The sequence below is a fragment of the Nostoc sp. LEGE 12454 genome (assembly GCF_056620565.1).
Genome location: NZ_JBWQXL010000021.1, coordinates 62,707 through 80,054, shown reverse-complemented (window position 1 = coordinate 80,054; position 17,348 = coordinate 62,707). Strand labels below are relative to the sequence as shown.

At 42.3% G+C, this 17,348-nt stretch carries 13 protein-coding genes and 2 pseudogenes; 9 read left to right on the top strand and 6 right to left on the bottom strand.

What is annotated here, in order from left to right; all coding sequences use genetic code 11:
- Positions 1-192: 192 nt before the first annotated feature.
- From AC1F2U_RS21140 to AC1F2U_RS21125, 4 genes are all read left to right on the top strand, one after another.
- Entirely contained in the window at positions 193-2,199 is a 2,007-nt protein-coding gene (locus AC1F2U_RS21140; protein WP_480262893.1) for an ABC transporter ATP-binding/substrate-binding protein, read from the top strand.
- 84 nt (positions 2,200-2,283) lie between these two features.
- Positions 2,284-2,586 carry a hypothetical protein gene (locus tag AC1F2U_RS21135; RefSeq protein WP_480262867.1) on the top strand — a complete coding sequence of 101 codons (303 nt, stop codon included), beginning with the start codon at positions 2,284-2,286 and terminating at the stop codon, positions 2,584-2,586.
- Between the two features lie 116 nt (positions 2,587-2,702).
- Positions 2,703-3,560 (top strand): nitrate ABC transporter ATP-binding protein, encoded by an 858-nt coding sequence (locus AC1F2U_RS21130; RefSeq protein WP_480262866.1) that lies wholly within the window; start codon positions 2,703-2,705, stop codon positions 3,558-3,560.
- 185 nt (positions 3,561-3,745) lie between these two features.
- Positions 3,746-4,225 (top strand): YbjN domain-containing protein, encoded by a 480-nt coding sequence (locus tag AC1F2U_RS21125; protein ID WP_480262865.1) that lies wholly within the window; start codon positions 3,746-3,748, stop codon positions 4,223-4,225.
- A 187-nt stretch (positions 4,226-4,412) separates the two neighbouring features.
- Here AC1F2U_RS21125 and AC1F2U_RS21120 read toward each other — a convergent pair whose 3' ends face one another.
- On the bottom strand, positions 4,413-4,583 hold the full coding sequence (locus tag AC1F2U_RS21120) for a hypothetical protein (RefSeq protein WP_480262864.1): 171 nt from the start codon (positions 4,581-4,583) through the stop codon (positions 4,413-4,415).
- A 332-nt stretch (positions 4,584-4,915) separates the two neighbouring features.
- Between AC1F2U_RS21120 and AC1F2U_RS21115 the strand changes: the two genes are divergently transcribed.
- On the top strand, positions 4,916-5,266 hold the full coding sequence (locus tag AC1F2U_RS21115; protein ID WP_480262863.1) for a hypothetical protein: 351 nt from the start codon (positions 4,916-4,918) through the stop codon (positions 5,264-5,266).
- Between the two features lie 65 nt (positions 5,267-5,331).
- Here the strand turns inward: AC1F2U_RS21115 and AC1F2U_RS21110 are convergent.
- Positions 5,332-5,625 (bottom strand): annotated as a pseudogene (locus AC1F2U_RS21110) (cyanophycin synthetase); the annotation flags it as partial.
- A gap of 830 nt (positions 5,626-6,455) precedes the next feature.
- On the opposite strand from AC1F2U_RS21110, the gene AC1F2U_RS21105 reads away from it, so the two are divergent.
- From AC1F2U_RS21105 to AC1F2U_RS21095, 3 genes are all read left to right on the top strand, one after another.
- Positions 6,456-6,692, top strand: a complete 237-nt coding sequence (locus tag AC1F2U_RS21105; protein WP_480262862.1) for a hypothetical protein — start codon at positions 6,456-6,458, stop codon at positions 6,690-6,692.
- Positions 6,693-7,252: 560 nt separating this feature from the next.
- The gene (locus tag AC1F2U_RS21100) at positions 7,253-11,494 is read left to right on the top strand and encodes a PAS domain-containing hybrid sensor histidine kinase/response regulator (RefSeq protein ID WP_480262861.1); all 4,242 of its coding nucleotides are present in this window, start codon (positions 7,253-7,255) and stop codon (positions 11,492-11,494) included.
- Complete coding sequence (locus AC1F2U_RS21095; protein WP_480262860.1) at positions 11,491-12,459, top strand: diguanylate cyclase domain-containing protein; 969 nt, start codon at positions 11,491-11,493, stop codon at positions 12,457-12,459. The genes AC1F2U_RS21100 and AC1F2U_RS21095 overlap by 4 nt, the downstream gene beginning before the upstream one ends.
- Positions 12,460-12,550: 91 nt before the next feature.
- Here AC1F2U_RS21095 and AC1F2U_RS21090 read toward each other — a convergent pair.
- The 4 genes and pseudogenes from AC1F2U_RS21090 to AC1F2U_RS21075 all read right to left on the bottom strand — a co-directional run.
- A pseudogene (locus AC1F2U_RS21090) lies at positions 12,551-12,754 on the bottom strand (helix-turn-helix transcriptional regulator); the annotation flags it as partial.
- Positions 12,747-13,076, bottom strand: coding sequence for a type II toxin-antitoxin system RelE/ParE family toxin (locus AC1F2U_RS21085; RefSeq protein WP_480262859.1), 330 nt, complete (start codon positions 13,074-13,076; stop codon positions 12,747-12,749). The pseudogene AC1F2U_RS21090 and the gene AC1F2U_RS21085, both read right to left, overlap by 8 nt.
- Before the next feature lie 87 nt (positions 13,077-13,163).
- Positions 13,164-14,300 carry a cob(I)yrinic acid a,c-diamide adenosyltransferase gene (locus tag AC1F2U_RS21080; protein WP_480262858.1) on the bottom strand — a complete coding sequence of 379 codons (1,137 nt, stop codon included), beginning with the start codon at positions 14,298-14,300 and terminating at the stop codon, positions 13,164-13,166.
- Positions 14,301-14,422: 122 nt separating this feature from the next.
- On the bottom strand, positions 14,423-16,003 hold the full coding sequence (locus tag AC1F2U_RS21075) for a group II intron reverse transcriptase/maturase (protein WP_480262857.1): 1,581 nt from the start codon (positions 16,001-16,003) through the stop codon (positions 14,423-14,425).
- Positions 16,004-16,764: 761 nt separating this feature from the next.
- On the opposite strand from AC1F2U_RS21075, the gene fraC reads away from it, so the two are divergent.
- A complete protein-coding gene (fraC, locus tag AC1F2U_RS21070) occupies positions 16,765-17,304 on the top strand; it encodes a filament integrity protein FraC (protein WP_480262856.1) in 540 nt (179 codons plus the stop codon).
- Positions 17,305-17,348 lie beyond the last annotated feature (44 nt).

Below are 17,348 nucleotides of genomic sequence, written 5' to 3'. Positions count from 1 at the left end.
GGACTGTTTTCAAACTCAAAGATCCCCCCTAACCCCCCTTAAAAAGGGGGGGAAAGAAATTCTAAAAGCCCCCCTTTTTAAGGGGGGTTGGGGGGATCTTCAAAGACTAGGGTGCTTAAAGAGAGGTTTGAAAACACAACCTAATGACCACTTACCAAGGACAAATAACAAACGACAAATAACAAAGGACAAATAAGTATGTTCGTAGCTGTCGATCAAATTGAAAAAGTTTTTGAATTAACTGGTGGTGGCAAATATATTGCTCTCAAAGGAATCGACCTCCAAATTAAAAAAGGAGAATTCATTTCTTTGATTGGTCACTCCGGTTGCGGTAAATCCACTCTATTAAATATGATTGCAGGTTTGGATTTGCCTACTGAAGGTATTGTCACCCTAGAAGGACAAAGAATCACTAAACCCGGCCCAGACAGGATGGTGGTTTTCCAAAATTATTCGCTATTACCTTGGCGGACGGTAAGAGAAAATATTGCCCTTGCTGTGGACTCAGTGATGAAAGGTTCGCCCGCAGCCGAACGCAAAGCTATTGTCGAAAAACATATAAATATGGTGGGTTTGCGTCCCCATGCTGACAAACAACCGGGAATGTTATCAGGTGGACAAAAGCAGCGGGTTGCGATCGCCCGCGCCTTAGCAATTCGTCCTAAATTACTCTTGCTAGATGAACCCTTTGGTGCATTGGATGCACTCACACGCGGCAATTTGCAAGAACAACTGATGCAAATCTGCGAAGAAAATCAAGTTACCGCCGTAATGGTGACACATGATGTCGATGAAGCGGTGCTGTTATCTGACAGAATCGTGATGCTAACCAACGGCCCCGAATCTAAAATTGGTGACATTTTAGAAGTGGATATTCCCAGACCCCGCAAGCGGATGGAAGTAGTAGAACATCCCAGCTATTACAGCTTGCGGAGTGAGATGATTTACTTCCTCAATCAGCAGAAACGGATTAAGAAAATTCGGGCGCGGAAAACTGCCGACGTTGCCCGTCATGGATTAGAAAAAGTTAACCTAGAAATTGGCTTTTTACCTCTGACAGCTTGCGCCCCCTTAGCAGTTGCTAAAGAAAAAGGTTTTTTTGCCAAGCACGGTTTAGATGAAGTTAACCTGGTGCGGGAAAGTAGCTGGCGGGGTATAGAAGATGGCATCAGTGGTGGTTATTTAGATGCGGCTCAAATGCCTTCAGGAATGCCGATGTGGCTAACTTTGGGAGGACATAATAATCAACCCCTCCCCGTTGTCACTGCCCTTACCATGACTCGCAACGGTAACGCCATCACCTTAGCAAAACGCTTTTACGACCAAGGCGTGCAAACCTTATCAGACTTCAGAAACCATCTGATTCTCACCCACGAACAACGGCATACAATGGGGGTAGTGCATCCCGCTTCTATGCACAACTTGCTGTTGCGTTACTGGCTAGCGGCTGGTGGAATTGACCCCGATAGCGATGTAGACATGAAGACCATTCCCCCAGCGCAGATGGTAGCTGACTTAAAAGCCGGAAGCATTGATGGTTACTGTGTAGGCGAACCTTGGAACTACCGCGCGGCTGTGGAAGGTGTCGGTTTTACTATTGCTACCGATTTAGAAGTTTGGCTGGGACACCCCGGTAAAGTTCTTGGTGTGCGGGAAGATTGGGCAGAAAATTATCCAAATACGCATATCGCCTTGACTAAAGCTTTGTTAGAAGCTTGTCAGTATTGTGCAAATCCCGAAAATACCGAAGAAATTCGCCAAATTTTAGCAGGGCGAGAGTATGTCAGCACTGATTTAGAATACATTCAACTCGAAGATCCAGATAGTCTCACCTGTGACTTAGACCATCCGTTACGAGACTATGCCCATCACCAGTTTTATTCTGAGTCTGCCATTAACCGCCCCAGTCGCACCGAACAAATTTGGATTATGAGTCAATTGGCGCGTTGGGGTGACACTCCTTTCCCCAGAAATTGGGTAGAAGTTGTGGAACGGGTGTGTCGCGTGCGTGTTTTCAGTACCGCCGCACGAGAATTAGGTTTGGATATTAGCTATATTCGTCAACCGATCCAACTGTTCGATGGTACTCCCTTTAACGCCGACGATCCGATCGCCTATCTCAACAGCTTGAAAATTAAACGTGATTTTTCAGTCGCGGAAGTTGTTCTCGATGCACCAAGAAGGAGACTCGCCTCATAAAAAAATCGTGAGAGAAAGAGGGAGTGGAAGAAGTAGCACATCACACGCGAACCTTTTATCTCCGTTAACGAGTGTTTGAACTGGATGAATCCACCTTTTATCTCCGTCAACGAGTATTTGAACTGGATGAATCCACCTTTTATCTCCGTTAACGAGTGTTTGAACTGGATGAATCCACCTTTTATCTCCGTTAACGAGTATTTGAACTGGATGAATCCACCTTTTATCTCCGTTAACGAGTGTTTGAACCGGATGAATCCACCTTTGATCTCCGTTGACGAGTGTTTGAACTGGATGAATCCACCTTTGATCTCCGTTAACGAGTCTTTGAACTCCATTAATGATCTAACTTTTCACGTCATGTGGAAAAACCAACAAAAGACCTAACCCCCTACCCCCTTCCCTACAAGGGAAGGGGGAAAATTTAAAGCCTCTCCCCTTCTAGGGGAGAGGTTTGGAGAGAGGTCAGAATATCGAGTTGCACTTTTTAATAACCAAATACCATGCCAAACCCCAACTCAACAGCTACAAACACACTAGAAAAATCATTCGCCACTGCAACCACCAGCCGCAGACCTTTCCTAGAAATTAAAGACGTTACCAAAGTTTATCCGACAAAGCAAGGCCCCTTCACCGTACTCGACGGCGTTAACCTCAACGTTGAACAGGGCGAGTTTATTTGCGTCATCGGTCACTCTGGCTGTGGCAAATCGACACTACTAAATATGGTATCCGGTTTTAACTTTCCCACCTCCGGGCAAGTGTTACTCGAAGGAGAACCCATTACCAAGCCAGGCCCAGACAGAATGGTTGTCTTTCAAAACTACGCCTTGTTACCTTGGCGGACTGCTTTTGAAAATATCTACTTAGCTGTCAACGCCGTTTATCCCAACAAACCACAAGCCGAAAAAAGAGCGATCGTCCGCGATCATTTAGCAATGGTGGGACTGGCTGATGCAATGGAAAAGAAACCAATGCAAATGTCTGGCGGGATGAGACAACGGGTTTCTATCGCCCGTGCTTTGGCGATTCGTCCAAAAGTTTTAATTTTAGATGAACCTTTTGGGGCGCTGGATGCCATCACCAAAGAAGAATTACAGGAAGAATTGCTGAAAATTTGGGGTGATAACCGTTGTACAGTGCTGATGATTACCCACGACATCGACGAAGCACTATTTTTAGCAGATAAATTGGTAATGATGACCAATGGCCCTCATGCGAAAATTGGTGAAGTCATGGAAATTCCTTTTTCTCGTCCCCGCGATCGCAGCCGCATCATGGAAGATCCCCAATATTACCAACTGCGTAACTATGCCCTAGACTTCCTCTTTAACCGCTTTGCCCATGATGACGTAGGTTGAGACCATGCGGTAGGGGCGCAAGGTCTTGCGCCCCTACGATAGGTGTGGTTAATACATGAAAACTGCTTGCTGTAATCGTCATTCATTTTTCCAGAATAATACCAGATGTTGGCGGGAAGAATCCTACAACTACGTCTACAAGTTATAAAGTATGTGTAGAGCGAGTATGTTGAGAAAAAATCTGTATGACAAGCTACCCAGAAACCGTAACTAGTAACAAATCCGTTAATGATTTAATCGCCGAGACGACAAGCATTAACCATGTTGAGGTAATTGAAAATGTCATCGACTCTTTGGAACAAGATGATAGTGCGATGGTTAGCCACACTCCAGAGGGTGGTTATCTTTGGAAATTTAAGTATGGAAGCGTGGAAGTATTTGTCCAACTCAACGGCACAACCGATGAAGACACAATAACGGTTTGGTCTGCGGTGCTAAATTTACCTGCCAAAAATGAACCTAAGTTGATGCGGTATCTTTTGGAGTTAAACTGCTCTAGCACTTTTGAGGCACGTTTCGGTATTATTGAAAACCGAGTGGTTGTAATATCAACACGCACCTTAGCAGAATTATCTCCTGGCGAAGTGTCTCGGCTAATTACCGTTGTGGCAACGATCGCTGATAATAACGATGAAGCCTTACAAACTGAATTTGGTGCGACTTAAGGAATTTTAGATTTTTGATTGGGCTATTGCTACATCCGATGCATAGCAATCCGGTTTGGGCGAATCTGCAAAGATTTTTTTCTGTGTACCAATTAAAAAACGCCTGGGAGTGTTGCCGTGTTTCCACCCCAGGCGCTTTTTATTTTTAACTTGCTCCTCACACAAATAAATAGTATCACTGCTTCAATCAAAAGGCGAGTCTAGTAAGTGACACTTTTAAAACTGCACTGTCAATTGAATTTGGTTTATATTCCCTTGACTTGACCCCATCTGCCTTTTGGGTGCGATCGCTCCAGAAAGTCGGTTTGCTTGACAGACGCGATCGCGTCCAGGTTATGTGTTGGCTTACTGATTTCATTACACAGCCGCTTTATTGGTAATCACCAGCCCTCAAAAGGTGAGTTAGGGAGGATTTAGTCTTTACAAGTCGTAACATAACTAATTAAATAATTATTAAAAATATATGCATCCTTTAATTAATGCCTGAAACTTTTTAGTAATCAATCAAACTCTCAAATAAATATTAGCACTCAATGCTTGTAAGTGCTAATTTATAGCTGAAGTTTAACGCCTATGATATAGACCAAAACTGCACTTTCTGTAGATGCTTTAGTTCCTTTCCAGATATTATTTTAGAAATAGAAAAAACTAAATATTTCCTGTAAGTAATATAAAATTGGGAGTAGTGGCATGAAATACACTTTTGATATTGTAGGAATATCTCCACTTTTGCAGTTTTTTAATCAGCAACAGCAAAACGAGCAAAAACCACCTCACCAAGGTGTGGAATACTTGGGAATGCATACATGTACGCTAGATACGTTTTTAGAATCGGTAGAATCAGTTCCAGCAAAGCGAGATTGGAATTTGGATCAAGTGGTAGATACCGTGATTAAGTTTTGGTTGAATAACTCAGACAGTATTCGTTATTGGAAAGTGCGTTTAAATGATGCTGGTAAGGATAATTTACTAGTCACAAGGTTGGCGGATATAACCGCCTTACAAGCTGAATTTGAATCCCTACTAAATAAGGAGTGGTGAAGAGATCGGTAGAATTGAAAAAGAATTCAGGAGGGGAGCAACCTCTGCTTCGCCTCCAGTCAAAATCAATTATTTACTCTGTTATTCTCGTTTTCAAGTATTTTGAGAACTTGGAGATATAAATTTTCGACTTTTTTGATCTGAACTTCACCAAATGACGCATAGTGAGTTAAGCTAGGAGCGCCATTTACTTCAATAATTATATAATCTTTCATTGGTGAGGTTATATCACTAGCAAGAATATCCACACCTGATAATCTCAATTCCATATCTTTTGTAATATTTACTACTAATTTTTTAAAATCAGGATGGATATTGTCAGTGAAATCTATTGCCTCATCTCCAGTTGATAAATTTGCAATAGCCAAATTTATTCAAAAAAAAGTTTGAAACTACTTTGTCTTTAGTAATTCCCACTGATCCAAAAGAATTAATACTAAACCTGGTATTACGAAAAAAAGTTTTATTGCCGTTTTTAAATGTAATCAATCCCATAAAAGTGCATTCTGGATCTATTAAAAGTATTGCTTATATTTCCTCTGCTATTTTTTTAATTATTGATATTACAAATGGTGTTTTCATTATCGATAACTATAATTTCGTCGAAAAAACTTTAACTATTTTGTGGTAATTAGTCAATAATTTTCAATTTTAACAATTGCACTATGCTTTTAGAGTCAAAAGCTAAAGGAAAATTCATTTTTGAATATTTCAATAAACTCTGAAAATTTAATTATTCTCAACTAATTATAAAAAATGTAAATGCCTGCAATGTAGCTTTACTAATCACACTATAGAAAAATTAAGAGTGTGTACGTGTTGATTAGTTCTATGTATATTCTTCATTTTCTCTTCAACTTATAAATAGTATTTTTTCAGACATTAATGTTTGTTTTACCACTGATGCGGACTTTACTTATGTGTATGCATACAAATAATGCAAACCTAATAATTCCCAAACTTTTTGCTTAAACATTGTTGTGTCCTGGAAACAATTGCAGCTTAAGGCTTTGAGATTCATTGTCACCGGAAAATTTGAACTTAATTGGTCTAAAATATAGCGCTTAGTGTTGACAATTTATTAATAATCGAATAACAAGGTGGCAGCAGCATTAAAAAAAGCGTTAGTGCATTCCTACCTAGAAATTAATTAACGGTCTTCATTAAACTTCATACGGTTAACATAATTATGCCAGAAAATACGGATAACAAAACTTCCCAATCAGACAATCAAACTATTGCGTATAAAGAACGCCTCAATTCTTGGGCGATCGCTCGTCAACTTCCTAATACGCAACGGGAGATTGTTGCTCGCTTCCGCAGCCGTTCTGATGCCGATGGCTATATGCGGCACCTTCCTCAAGAAATACCAAATGCTTCCTATATGGTTGTTTTTGATTGTCAACGCCAAGAAGCTGCAATTTAAAGACGCGATAAATCAAGACGCGATAAATCGCGTCTCTACAATCTGGTTTTGTTGCTCATTCTGGAGTGTATTGGTTTTGAATTTCCATTACCCTTTTCTTGCGATCGCAGGTGTAGTCAACTGAAAATTTGCGCGAACCACTATATTTAATTTGCTCTCCAGCGAGAGGCTTAGATCCCCAACTTCTTGAAGTAAGTCGGGGATCTTTTGGTTTCTAGTACTTTCTACCATCTCAATTTATGTGAGGCTGTACTACAGAAAATTAGCAGTTCTCATCCTAATTCTCGGTGAAGTTGCACATTGTTTTGACCCCTGCCAACCTTACCAAGGAGATGTGCCGCAGGTGGTGGGATTTTTTACTAAGCGTATTCATAAATAATTGGTATCAAAATAAGTGTAATTATAATTAGAAATAATTAAGTTTTTCGTGCAATACATAAACATATTGATATATTAACTAAAAATTCAATACCGTAAATACCCTTTTATTACTGGTATTTTAAATTACTTAAAAGTAAAAGTTAGTGCAATAAGCCCTGAAAATTCTAGAGAGTTAATAAGTGGAAAAACAGCACCGATATAACTGGTTCAAAGCTGTGAGATTTTTTCGCCAACAAGAATTACTTGCCTTGTTGCTGGGGATTTTCTTCTCAATCTCTGTATTCTTACTCTGGCAGAGACTTTTAATCCGAAATCCGGGGTTATTAACACAACTAGAATTGATTGCAGGGTTATTAGTTGTTGTCACGCTGACATTATCAATTTATTTTGCCTTGGCAATGAATGCAAGAAACCAACAAATAACAGCAATCAATCAGGAGTTAACTCACAGAATTTTTGAACAGAAACAGATAGAAATTGCCGTGATCGCCAGTGAAAATCGTTTGCGACAGCTACTGGAAACAGTCAAAGTCATCCCTTGGGAATTAGACTTGAAAACTTGGCGATTTATTTACGTAGGGCCACAAGCCGTAGATTTGCTAAATTATCCGATCGCAGAGTGGTACGAGGAAAATTTTTGGGTTAATCATCTGCATCCAGATGACAAGAAAAATTCTATTCGTTTTTGTCAAGAAGCAACTGCTAGGTGCGAAAATCACGAATTGGAATACCGGATGTTAGCTGCTGATGGGCGAGTTGTTTGGCTGCGAGACATTGTTAGTGTCGTTGAGGAAGCCGGAACTGCGATCGGGCTGAGGGGATTTATGTTTGACATTACTGATTTGAAGCTGGTTGAAGAAACCTTGAGGCTGAGGGAGAGGGCACTTGCCGCTACCAGTAATGGAATTATGATTGCCGATGCCAGAATCGCCTACAATCCCATTATTTACGTCAACCCTGCCTTTGAGCAAATAACAGGCTACAGTGCTACTGATGTAATTGGGCAAAACTGTCGATTTTTGCAACGCACAGATACCCAGCAACCAGCACTTAATGAATTGCGTTCATCGATTCAAACTGGAAGAAGTTGCAAAGTTGTTCTCCGCAACTATCGCAAAGATGGTACTTTGTTTTGGAATGAATTGAGTATTTCTCCTATTTATGACGGCAATGGTGAGTTAAGCCACTTCATTGGCATTCAGAGAGATATTAGCGATGTCTACAACGAGCTTTGCTTACGCAAGCAAGCCGAAGCCAATCTACGTCGGCAAGCCCTCACCTTTGAAAATATGCATGATGGCGTAATTATCACAGATTTAACGGGAAGTATTGTTGACTGGAATCCTGCTGCCGAAGGTATGTTTGGCTATACCAAAGCCGAGGTTTTGGCTAAACATCCCAGTATTTTGCATCAGCCGGAAGTAGCCGCAACATTAAGCGCCAACATTTTGTCAACAGTGAATCAGCAAGGACGCTGGTCAGGGGAAATACACTTTATTCGCAAAGATGGCAGTGAGGGAATTTGCGAAACAACCGTAGTCGCTTTACAGGATGAACAGGGGGAAACTGTTGCTACTGTCGGCATTTATCACGACATTACCGAAAATAAACGAGCTAAAGAGGCACTGCAACGGCAATTACATCGCACCCTACTACTTGAACAAATTACTCAAGAAATTCGTCAAAGTCTTGACACCAGCAAAATCTTTAAGACGGCTGCTACCCAAATTGGACAAGCATTTGGAGCCGATCGCTGTCTAATCCACTCTTACATTAGTAACCCCACACCGCAAATCCCCTTAGTAGCACAATATAATACACTCCCTGGTTACTGCTCTGTATTGAAATTGGAAGTTCCCATGACTAACAATCCTCATGCCGAGCAGATGATGACCCAAGAAAGTGCGATCGCTTCTCCAAATGTCTACGTTGAGCCTTTACTGCAAATGGTTCAACCCATCTGTCGAGAAATTGGGCTGAAGTCTATGCTGTCAATCCGCACTTCCTATCAAGGAGAACCCAATGGTGCGATCGGCTTACATCAGTGCAGCTATTTTCGCCAATGGACACAAGACGAAATCGAATTACTAGAAGCTGTGGCGGCTCAACTAGGTATTGCTCTAGCACAAGCTCACTTACTGGAACAAGAAACGCGCCAACGTGAAGAACTTACCTTGAAAAACTTTGCCTTGGAGCGGGCAAAACGTCAAGCAGAAGCCGCAAATCGGGCAAAAAGTGAGTTTTTGGCAATGATGAGCCATGAAATTCGGACTCCAATGAATGCTGTTATTGCCATGACAGGCCTATTGCTGGATACTGACCTTACACCTCAACAGCAAGACTTTCTGGAAATAGTTCACAGTAGCGGAGATACTTTACTCACCATCATCAACGATATTCTAGATTTCTCCAAAATTGAGTCGGGCAAACTGGAATTAGAAGAACAGCCTTTTAGTTTGAGAGCTTGTGTGGAGGAGGCTATTTCCTTTTTAGCTCCGAAAGCTGCCCAAAAGGATATCGAACTAGTTTATCTGATCCAGCCCCAAGTTCCCATTCAGATCGTCGGTGATTTGACTCGTCTGCGCCAAGTCTTGATGAATCTGCTCAACAATGCTATTAAGTTTACCGAAACCGGAGAAGTATTACTCTCTGTGGAACTGGGGATTGGGGACTGGGGAGCAGGGGAGCAGGGGAGCAGGGGAGCAGGGGAGCAGAGGAGAAGAAGTAGCAGTAAGTCTTTCCCCTCTGCCCCTCTGCCCCTCTGCCCTTCTGCCTCTTATCCCCAATCCCCGATACCTGTTGAAAAAGAGCAACTTCTCTACGAAATTCAATTTGCAATCAAAGATACAGGTATTGGCATCGCACCAGAGAAAATAGAGCGATTATTTCAACCTTTCACTCAGGCTGATGTCTCCATGACTCGACGATATGGTGGCACAGGGCTGGGATTGGCGATTAGTAAGCGGCTCAGTCAGATTATGGGCGGCACTCTTTGGGTAGAAAGCCAGGGGTTTGTTGGTGGCAATCCTAGCCCTAGATGGGATAAAGGAAAATTATTATCATCTCCTAACTCTTCACCAGGTTCAACATTTTACTTCACCATTATTACCAAAGTGGCTGCTCAATCAGAACAAGCCGAATTAAGTATTTCGCCGCTGCTTGCATCCAAGCGACTATTGATTGTGGATGACAATCTAACCAATCGCCAAATTCTTAGCTTGCAAGCAGAGTCTTGGAAGATGGAAACTTATGCTGCCAAATCTGGAAAAGAAGCTTTAGTTAAACTTGCTAAGGGAACGCAGTTTGATATTGCTATTTTAGATATGCAGATGCCGGAAATGGGTGGCATAACTCTAGCTCGTCAAATCCGCAAGCAATCTGGTTGTCAAAATCTGCCTTTAGTGATTATGACCTCTTTAGCGAAAGTAGAAACTTCTTCTGACTTTAATGATGTCCAGTTTGCTGCTTCTTTGAGTAAACCCATCAAACACTCTCAACTTTACGATGTTATAACTCGTGTTTTGGGAAATCAGCCGATCTTAGCCAGTATTTCTCATTTTCCCTTGGTAGATCGGCATTTGGGCCATCGACTGCCACTGCGAATTCTTCTGGCAGAGGACACGGTTGTTAATCAGAAAGTTGCCCTACTGATGCTACAGAAAATAGGTTACGGCGCAGATGTCGTTAGCAATGGGCTAGAAGCGATCGCAGCTCTGCAAAAACAGCGATTTGACGTAGTGTTGATGGATGTTCACATGCCCACAATGGATGGGTTAGAAGCAACTCGGAGAATCTGTCAAGAATGGGGGGTAGGTTTTCGCCCCCATATCATCGCCATAACTGCCAATGCCATGCGGGGCGATCGCCAACTTTGTCTTGCTGCTGGTATGGATGACTACATTAGCAAACCCATTCAACTGCAAGAGTTAGCTCAGGCACTCAGCAAATGTCCACCCCAAAGAAATTTTGAATTTACTTCCATCGAACAACAAGGGGAAGTAATGTGCCCAGAATTGCAACCTTTGTCAAATATCTTACAGTCAGGGCAAAACCAGACATTAAAAAGTACCAAAATTGATGCCAAAATCCTTCAATCCTTGCAGCTTATGCTTAAAGGAGATCGTGTGGCATTTGCTGAACTAATTGAGTGTTATCTTACAGAGACAGCCAGACTAGTGCAACATATCAGCACAGCGATCGCAAGTCAGGATATCCAAACTATATGGAAGACAGCACACAAACTCAAGTCCAGCAGTGCTTCTATTGGAGCGATCGCCCTAGCTCACCTTTGCAAGGTATTAGAATCACAGGCACGCAGCAGTAACTTAGAAAACAATTTAGAATTACTTTCACTACTGTATCAGGAATATGAACAAGTTAAAACTGCCTTAGAAAAAGAACTCGCGAAGGAAGTACCATGAAAGCCACTGCTCAAGAAAGCCAATCTTTAGTTTTAATTGTTGATGATGAACCTTTTATTCGCCTGATACTGCGGCATTTCTTAGAGCGGGAAGGCTATCAAATAGTGGAAGCTCAAAATGGCATAGAGGCTTTAACTCTTTTTAACCAATTGCACCCTGATATAGTACTCCTTGATGCCATAATGCCGGATATGGATGGATTCGAGTGTTGCACCCAGTTGGAACTTCTGGATTGTAACAAGCATACTCCAATTTTAATGATTACAGGACTTGAAGATCAAGAGTCAGTTGACCGTGCATTTGCAGTGGGAGCAATGGATTTTGTTACCAAACCGATTCACTGGCCAGTTTTGCGACAACGGGTAAAACGTTTGATTCAGCAATCTCAGTTACAGCAAAAACTGGAAACCGTGAATCTGGAATTGCAGCGATTAGTTACTATCGATGGATTAACTCAAGTAGCTAATCGCCGACGATTTGAAGAGTATTTTTACCAAGAGTGGCAGCGCTTAAAACGCGAGCAACGTCCGCTTTCTCTAATTCTTTGCGATGTTGATTTCTTCAAATTATATAATGATACCTATGGTCATCGGGTAGGCGATCGCTGTCTTCAGAAAATTGCTCAAGCGATCAAAGATATTATTAAACGTCCCGGAGATTTAGTTGCCCGTTATGGTGGGGAAGAATTTGCTGTGATTTTACCGAACACAGACACTAAGGGGGCAACTCATGTTGCCGAACAAATTTGTGATGCTGTCCGAACCCTAGCAATTCCTCATCAAAATTCCCAAGTTAGTCCTCATGTAACTATTAGTGTTGGGTTTACGACAGAAATTCCTCAGCCAGATTCTGACTTAGAAGAAATGATTGCCGCAGCGGATCGGGCGTTGTATGAAGCAAAGGCAGTAGGACGCGATCGCTTTGTGCAAAATATTTTACTACCCAGAAGTAAAAATTCCTGCTAGTTGTCCACTCCTTTAAGCGGTTTTCTTCTTCTATCCGTACTAAATCGGCGCGATATTGGGCTTCGCGATTGAGCCAAAATGCTGTTGTACTCCCTAAAACTCGTTCTAGCTTTAAGGCTGTTTCTTCATTGATGGGTGCTTTGCCATTGATAAGTAGGCTTATATGTTTCGTAGTGTAGCCTAATCGCTCTGCTAACTGTACTTGTGTCCAATCACGCTCTTCTAATATATCAGCGATGGTATCACCGGGAGGAGATACCCAATCTGGAGTAAAGGTACGGCTTGTCTCAATCATGGTAATCTCCAATGAAAACAATACAAACAGCAGTAACTTTTGACCAATCAATGATTTCATCCTCGGTAAGGGGGATGGGGTCGTTATCTGGCTTAAATACAAGTCGTTTACCACCTTCTAGGTCTACTGCAAATTCACCTGCACGATCTCCTTTTAAGGGATGGGGACGACCTGCACATAATTCCTTGACACAGCTAACAGCTGCAAGGTCAGCCAATCGGGTTATCAATTTCTTGGCACAGTTTGCACCCAATTTTCTTTGCGCTACGTCTTGTTGTTCGCATAGATTTTGCAGTTTGCGGTCAGCGAAAGTGATTTCCATGCGTTACTAGACTAATATAAGTTTACCAAAATGGTAAATAAATTTGTTTTTTCTAGAAAATCTAGCATATCAATTAATCAGCAACGCCTAAAAATCTACCCCTCGTTTAAGTTCTACGCCTTGATTAGCATAGTGTTTGTGGCAATAAACCTCTGAGTGGACGCTAGCCAAATCAAAGTACGCGGGTGGATTTTGGCAGCGGCCAGTGATAATGATTTCGGTGTCGCGGGGTTTGCGGAGTAAAGCTTGGACAATGGGTTCAACGGGGAGTAGTTCTAAGTCAACAGTGGGGTTGAGTTCATCGAGAATAATAGTTTGATACAATCCAGAAGCGATCGCAACTTTTGCAATTTCCCAACCTCGTTCGGCTTCTACATAATCTAATTCTTGTCGGGAATTTCGCCAGACGATCGCATCTCCACCGCAACGCTGATGATCCACCACTTCTGGATATGACTGCTGCAAAGCGGCGATCGCTGCGTCTTCTGTGTAGCCGCTACCACCTTTAAGCCACTGCATAATCAATACACGGGTAGACCCTGGATGATTGATTCCCCTACCAATGGCCTGCAAAGCTTTGCCCAAAGCACTAGTAGACTTACCTTTACCAGCACCAGTATAAATTTCAATCCCTTCCAGGAAGAGGGCTTTGGCTGTTGGGTGGTGATGAGGTTTCATTTCTGAGTGCAAATCTGCAATATCGAGCAACTTTTGGGGTGCGGCGCGTCCAGTGGCGATGATTTCCAACTCTTGGGGTTTAGATTTTAATGTCTTTACGACTTCATCCACTGGTAGCAAACCCAAATCCAGAACTGGGTTAATTTCATCCAAAACGACAACTGAATATAAACCACTAGCGATCGCACCTTTGGCTACATCCCAACCCCGCATTGCTTCATCTCGGTCAAAAGTGGTGATTTCCTCCGGGCCAAAAAATTCCGCTCTCCCAGTGCGAACCTGGTCAATTAAATGGGGAAACCCGCGTTGTAAAGCTGCGATCGCGCCATCTTCGTCATAATCACGTTCTGGCCCTTTTAAAAATCGCAGCAGTAAAACCCGATTAGAATTGCTAGGCGTATTTATTCCCAAGCCAATGGAGCGCAAAACCACCCCCAAAGCCGCTTGAGATTTACCTTTACCCAGACCATCGTAGACGTGAATTTGACCAATAAGCCGTTCTTGACGCACTTGCGCCGTCCGAATTCCAATACCGTTCCTTGTCATCTCTCGAAAAGCTATAACTATGGCAGTCTTTAATCTGGTTGAGTCGATGGGGGATGTTATTCCCCGCACCTCTCAGTTAAATCTGGGCGTGCGACTTTCCCCGCACCCAGCTTCCGATGTTCTTAGCTTACACTTTTGCTCATGTGTTTGTAATCGTGGCAACTCTCGTGAATTGCTTCAAGATTGTTTTTCTTCCAGTTGGCGTGATTTCCGTCGATGTGATGCAGGTGAACCCGTTCCTCATCGATGAACTTTAAGCCGCAGGATGCACATTTATGGTTTTGCTTCTTAAGAGCTTTAGAGGTTTCGCCATCATAGAGTTTACTGTTACGTTCGCTCCAGTAGGCTGTATCTCCGTCATAGGGGGATTTTATTCCTTTGACCATGACGTGTTTATTTTCGGAGTAAGGAATCGCCGGAAACGCTTTATCTAGTAATGTTTTGCTAGAATGGCGTGTTTGCTTGGTTTCCTTGTTAAATACCTTGTAAGCTCTTGTTTCGATGTGGTACAGCGAATTCCTGGAGCCGTCCATCTTGCAGTACTTATGGTAATTTCTCCAGCCTCTAACTATTGGAGCCAGCCTTGTGGCTTTTTCCTTAGCACCATAATTCGAGTTGTTGACGATGTGTTTTACTTTCTTACGAAGTGCTTTGAAGTTATCCATTGAGGGAGTGCTTTTAAGCTTTCCGTTTTTCTGGACTTTGAAGTGCCAGCCGAGGAAATCAAACCCATCTGTCGCGGCGGTAACTTTGGTTTTCTTTTGGCTTATATTCATTCCGCGTTTGCGGAGGAACTCGCTGATTCTTTCAAGTATCTCTGTCGCATCATCTTCGGGTCGGAGTATAATAACCATGTCATCCGCGTATCGGATTGATGGCTCGACAATTCTCTTTTCTGAGGTGTTGTCTGTGATACTTTTACCGTATTTGTATTCGGCGTGGTATCTGTGGATACTCTCAATCCCGTTGAGTGCAATATTTGCTAGTAATGGGCTGACCACTCCCCCTTGTGGGGTTCCTTGTTCAGGAAATTCTGGGTTAACTCCTGCCTTGAGGCATCGGAAGATACCGAGTTTTAAGCCTTTGGGGGATATGAGTTCGTCCATTATTGCTGAGTGGTTAATCCTGTCGAAGCACTTTTCAATATCGAGTTCAATTACTCGTTTTTCTATTCCATTGACTCTGGAGCAAAGGTTATTAAAGATGTACTGTTGTGCATCATGGGCAGAGCGCCCAGTTCTAAACCCGTAGCTCCGTGCGTGGAAAGTGGCTTCATGTGCTGGTTCGAGTGCATATTTTGCTAGGCATTGCCAAGCTCTATCCGCGATGGTTGGTATTTTAAGCATTCTGGTAGTCCCGTCCTTTTTGGGGATGGGGATTTCCCGTAAGCCTTGATGCTTCCAATTTCCACTATTCATTTTCAGTATTTCTTCAAGGTTGAAGCGTTCTTCAAATGAGAGGGATTTCTTACCATCAATACCAGCCGTCTTTTTGCCAGCATTTAGCTGAGATACTTGTCTTATTGCAAGAAATCGAGCCGAGGTGGATTTTAGAATAAGCTTTTGGAGTAACCTAGCTTTCCGCTTGTCTCCAACAAGAACCGCTTTAAATACGCGCTTTTGAAGGCGGAAAAGATTACGGCGGAATTTCTTCCACGGTAATGCTCTCCAAGATTCACTAGTATGTTTACTGTGTCTAATCATTTTCTCTTCTAGAGTTTGTATTTTCTGAACACCTCAGACCAATTACGGTCTGTCCTACCCGACTTGTGGGAATTCCGCTTCTCGTCTAGCCTACTTGGGGTTCGACCGCCCCTAGACCCACAACTCGTTTTTATTCGTTCCCTCGGAGAGATTGATTGTTCCGTTAGATGTAGCCAATTCGACTGCTGGATTCCCTTGACTCTTGCCGTTATTTAGCTAAGAACGCGGCGGGAGTGAACTCCAGCGAGGTCAGGGTTTTTGTGTTGCGCCCTGCCTAGAGGTAAGTCGCTTTTCTAGGCTCTGTTTCATCGTAGGAACTCCCTATTAGCGCCAGTGTCAACCCGCAACGGCTGTCTGATTGCGCCCTGTTCCCAGCTTCACTCTACAAGAACCGAGCTTGTTCGGTGTGGGCAGATAAGGAGTCAAATCTGAGTCTGATTGGTAGGGCTTTCACCTACATCTGACCGAGAGTTCAGCCTTTAGTGACAGTAATCTGCTGTCAGGCTGGTTTAGTTATGTACGGGTTGATTACCGTGATTCACTAAACAACGAATCGCACTACCTAACCTCTTGTACTCTCAGATAGAGAAACTCCCCCTCTAACGCCTCTGTACAAGGGTCAGTTCGATCTATTAACAATATCAATAGAGGAATACTGGCACACCCGCATAGTAAAGGACAAGAACAATGGGATAATTTCCCCCATCACCCTTACTATCCCAGTTATACTCACTACAGCTAACCCTTACCCTTAACCATTTATGCCTGACAATTGGATGTTTCCCAGGATTTTTCCTATTGGTGGATTTCTGTTTGACTTTTTATTTGTACTGATTGCCATCCCCATCGAAGCTTATGTTTTGCATTCTCGACTAAAATTTGACAAAAAAACCAGTATTTTTTATGCAATTTCTATCAATCTGTTTTCTAGCGTAATTGGTTGGTTCATATTTTTTGTATCAGAACCAATGTTGCCAATACAGGTGAAATCAGAATTAATTAACTATATGTTTTTTAATAATTTTAAATCGCCGAACACACAGCCTTTAATTATTTTAACTGCTTGTATAATTTTTTTTACTACGTTTTTGATGAAATTTTTCATTTTAAGGGCTTTACTATTCTCATTAAATGAATCATTTGCGAAACCAGAAGAGGAACCTAAAACATCTCAGCGCTTGCAACGGCGTCGTTTTACCACCCTTAATTTCCAAAATACTAATTTAGTTACAACTATACTAATAGCAAATTCTCTAAGCTATACTGCAATAACTATTATTTTATTATTCCGTTCAAAATAGCAAGAGATTGTTTGTTTAATTTAGAGAGAAAATATCGATCGATC

Excerpts from the sequence above, each read along its gene's own strand:
- AC1F2U_RS21135 (WP_480262867.1), top strand. The coding sequence starts at position 2,284 with ATGAATCCACCTTTTATCTCCGTCAACGAGTATTTGAACTGGATGAAT.
- AC1F2U_RS21130 (WP_480262866.1), top strand. The coding sequence starts at position 2,703 with ATGCCAAACCCCAACTCAACAGCTACAAACACACTAGAAAAATCATTC.
- AC1F2U_RS21125 (WP_480262865.1), top strand. The coding sequence starts at position 3,746 with ATGACAAGCTACCCAGAAACCGTAACTAGTAACAAATCCGTTAATGAT.
- AC1F2U_RS21120 (WP_480262864.1), bottom strand. The coding sequence starts at position 4,583 with ATGAAATCAGTAAGCCAACACATAACCTGGACGCGATCGCGTCTGTCA.
- AC1F2U_RS21115 (WP_480262863.1), top strand. The coding sequence starts at position 4,916 with ATGAAATACACTTTTGATATTGTAGGAATATCTCCACTTTTGCAGTTT.
- AC1F2U_RS21105 (WP_480262862.1), top strand. The coding sequence starts at position 6,456 with ATGCCAGAAAATACGGATAACAAAACTTCCCAATCAGACAATCAAACT.
- AC1F2U_RS21095 (WP_480262860.1), top strand. The coding sequence starts at position 11,491 with ATGAAAGCCACTGCTCAAGAAAGCCAATCTTTAGTTTTAATTGTTGAT.
- AC1F2U_RS21085 (WP_480262859.1), bottom strand. The coding sequence starts at position 13,076 with ATGGAAATCACTTTCGCTGACCGCAAACTGCAAAATCTATGCGAACAA.
- AC1F2U_RS21080 (WP_480262858.1), bottom strand. The coding sequence starts at position 14,300 with ATGACAAGGAACGGTATTGGAATTCGGACGGCGCAAGTGCGTCAAGAA.
- AC1F2U_RS21075 (WP_480262857.1), bottom strand. The coding sequence starts at position 16,003 with ATGATTAGACACAGTAAACATACTAGTGAATCTTGGAGAGCATTACCG.
- fraC (WP_480262856.1), top strand. The coding sequence starts at position 16,765 with ATGCCTGACAATTGGATGTTTCCCAGGATTTTTCCTATTGGTGGATTT.